At 49.8% G+C, this 3,122-nt stretch carries 2 rRNA genes; both read right to left on the reverse strand.

Features of this window, described 5'->3' with window-relative positions:
- Positions 1–116 (reverse strand): 5S ribosomal RNA (rrf, locus tag ACFPQ3_RS01140).
- A 96-nt stretch (positions 117–212) separates the two neighbouring features.
- A 23S ribosomal RNA gene (locus ACFPQ3_RS01145) occupies positions 213–3,114 on the reverse strand.
- Positions 3,115–3,122: the final 8 nt, after the last annotated feature.

Genomic DNA, 3,122 nt, shown 5'->3' on the forward strand with positions numbered 1-3,122 from the left:
GCTAAGCAACTACCCTATCTCACAGGGGGAACCCCCCAACTACTTCCGGCGTTCTAGGACTTAACTGCTGTGTTCGGCATGGGGACAGGTGTATCTCCTAGGCTATCGTCACTTAACTATCTCTTAGTCGACATTTTGTCAACTGAAAATTGAATACCTATATTCTATCAAGAAACTAACCCGCTGTCAATACTATCTTCTTCTCTTATGACTAGGATAAGTCCTCGAGCTATTAGTATTAGTCCGCTACATGTGTCACCACACTTCCACTCCTAACCTATCTACCTGATCTTCTTTCAGGGCTCTTACTGATATAAAATCATGGGAAATCTCATCTTGAGGGGGGCTTCGCACTTAGATGCTTTCAGCGCTTATCCCTTCCATACATAGCTACCCAGCGATGCCTCTGGCGAGACAACTGGTACACCAGCGGTATGTCCACTCTGGTCCTCTCGTACTAGGAGCAGATCCTCTCAAATTTCCTACGCCCGCGACGGATAGGGACCGAACTGTCTCACGACGTTCTGAACCCAGCTCGCGTGCCGCTTTAATGGGCGAACAGCCCAACCCTTGGGACCGACTACAGCCCCAGGATGCGACGAGCCGACATCGAGGTGCCAAACCTCCCCGTCGATGTGAACTCTTGGGGGAGATAAGCCTGTTATCCCCAGGGTAGCTTTTATCCGTTGAGCGATGGCCCTTCCATACGGAACCACCGGATCACTAAGCCCGACTTTCGTCCCTGCTCGAGTTGTTGCTCTCGCAGTCAAGCTCCCTTATACCTTTACACTCTACGATTGATTTCCAACCAATCTGAGGGAACCTTTGGGCGCCTCCGTTACCTTTTAGGAGGCGACCGCCCCAGTCAAACTGCCCGTCAGACACTGTCTCCGATAGGGGTAACCTATCCGGGTTAGAGTAGCCATAACACAAGGGTAGTATCCCAACAACGCCTCATACGAAACTGGCGTCCCGTAATCAATGGCTCCTACCTATCCTGTACATGTGGTACAGATACTCAATATCAAACTGCAGTAAAGCTCCATGGGGTCTTTCCGTCCTGTCGCGGGTAACCTGCATCTTCACAGGTACTAAAATTTCACCGAGTCTCTCGTTGAGACAGTGCCCAAATCATTACGCCTTTCGTGCGGGTCGGAACTTACCCGACAAGGAATTTCGCTACCTTAGGACCGTTATAGTTACGGCCGCCGTTTACTGGGGCTTCAATTCAGATCTTCGCTTTCGCTAAACCCTCCTCTTAACCTTCCAGCACCGGGCAGGCGTCACCCCCTATACATCATCTTACGATTTAGCAGAGAGCTGTGTTTTTGATAAACAGTTGCTTGGGCCTATTCACTGCGGCTGACTTTAAGTCAGCACCCCTTCTCCCGAAGTTACGGGGTCATTTTGCCGAGTTCCTTAACGAGAGTTCTCTCGATCACCTGAGGCTACTCGCCTCGACTACCTGTGTCGGTTTGCGGTACGGGTAGTGTATACTTAATCGCTAGAAGCTTTTCTTGGCAGGGTGACATCACTCACTTCGCTACTAAACTTCGCTCCCCATCACAGCTCAATGTTATAGGTATAAGCATTTGACTCATACCACACCTTACTGCTTAGCCCAGCTCTTCCAGTCGCTGGGTTGAGTTAGCCTACTGCGTCCCTCCATCACTATATACACTAGTACAGGAATATCAACCTGTTGGCCATCGGATACACCTTTCGGTCTCTCCTTAGGTCCCGACTAACCCAGGGCGGACGAGCCTTCCCCTGGAAACCTTAGTCTTACGGTGGACAGGATTCTCACCTGTCTTTCGCTACTCATACCGGCATTCTCACTTCTATGCGTTCCAGCGCTCCTCACGGTACACCTTCTTCACACATAGAACGCTCTCCTACCATGACCTTTAAGGTCATCCACAGCTTCGGTAATATGTTTTAGCCCCGGTACATTTTCGGCGCAGGGTCACTCGACTAGTGAGCTATTACGCACTCTTTGAATGAATAGCTGCTTCTAAGCTAACATCCTAGTTGTCTGTGCAACCCCACATCCTTTTCCACTTAACATATATTTGGGGACCTTAGCTGGTGGTCTGGGCTGTTTCCCTTTCGACTACGGATCTTAGCACTCGCAGTCTGACTGCCGATTATATCTCATTGGCATTCGGAGTTTATCTGAGATTGGTAATCCGAGATGGACCCCTCACCCAAACAGTGCTCTACCTCCAAGAGACTTAACATCGACGCTAGCCCTAAAGCTATTTCGGAGAGAACCAGCTATCTCCAAGTTCGTTTGGAATTTCTCCGCTACCCACAAGTCATCCAAGCACTTTTCAACGTGCCCTGGTTCGGTCCTCCAGTGCGTCTTACCGCACCTTCAACCTGCTCATGGGTAGGTCACATGGTTTCGGGTCTACAACATGATACTATGCGCCCTATTAAGACTCGGTTTCCCTTCGGCTCCGTCTCTTCAACTTAACCTCGCATCATATCGTAACTCGCCGGTTCATTCTACAAAAGGCACGCTCTCACCCATTAACGGGCTCGAACTTCTTGTAGGCACACGGTTTCAGGTTCTCTTTCACTCCCCTCCCGGGGTGCTTTTCACCTTTCCCTCACGGTACTGGTTCACTATCGGTCACTAGAGAGTATTTAGGGTTGGGAGATGGTCCTCCCAGATTCCGACGAGATTTCGCGTGTCTCGCCGTACTCAGGATTCTGCTAGGGTTAAAGACTATTTCGACTACGAGGCTATTACTCTCTTTGGCCTACCTTCCCAGGTAGCTCGTCTATAATCTTGTCTTCCCACATCGCAGTCCTACAACCCCGAAGAGTAAACTCTTCGGTTTGCCCTCCTGCCGTTTCGCTCGCCGCTACTAAGGCAATCGCGTTTGCTTTCTCTTCCTGCAGCTACTTAGATGTTTCAGTTCACTGCGTCTTCCTTCTCATATCCTTAACAGATATGGATACTAACCATTAGTTAGTGGGTTCCCCCATTCGGACATCTCTGGATCGGCGCTTACTTACAGCTCCCCAAAGCATTTCGTCGTTAGTCACGTCCTTCTTCGGCTTCTAGTGCCAAGGCATCCACCGTGCGCCCTTATTAACTTAACCTTATTAAC

Origin of the sequence: Streptococcus caledonicus, from assembly GCF_042656225.1 — a bacterium.
Taxonomy (GTDB): Bacteria; Bacillota; Bacilli; order Lactobacillales; family Streptococcaceae; genus Streptococcus; species Streptococcus caledonicus.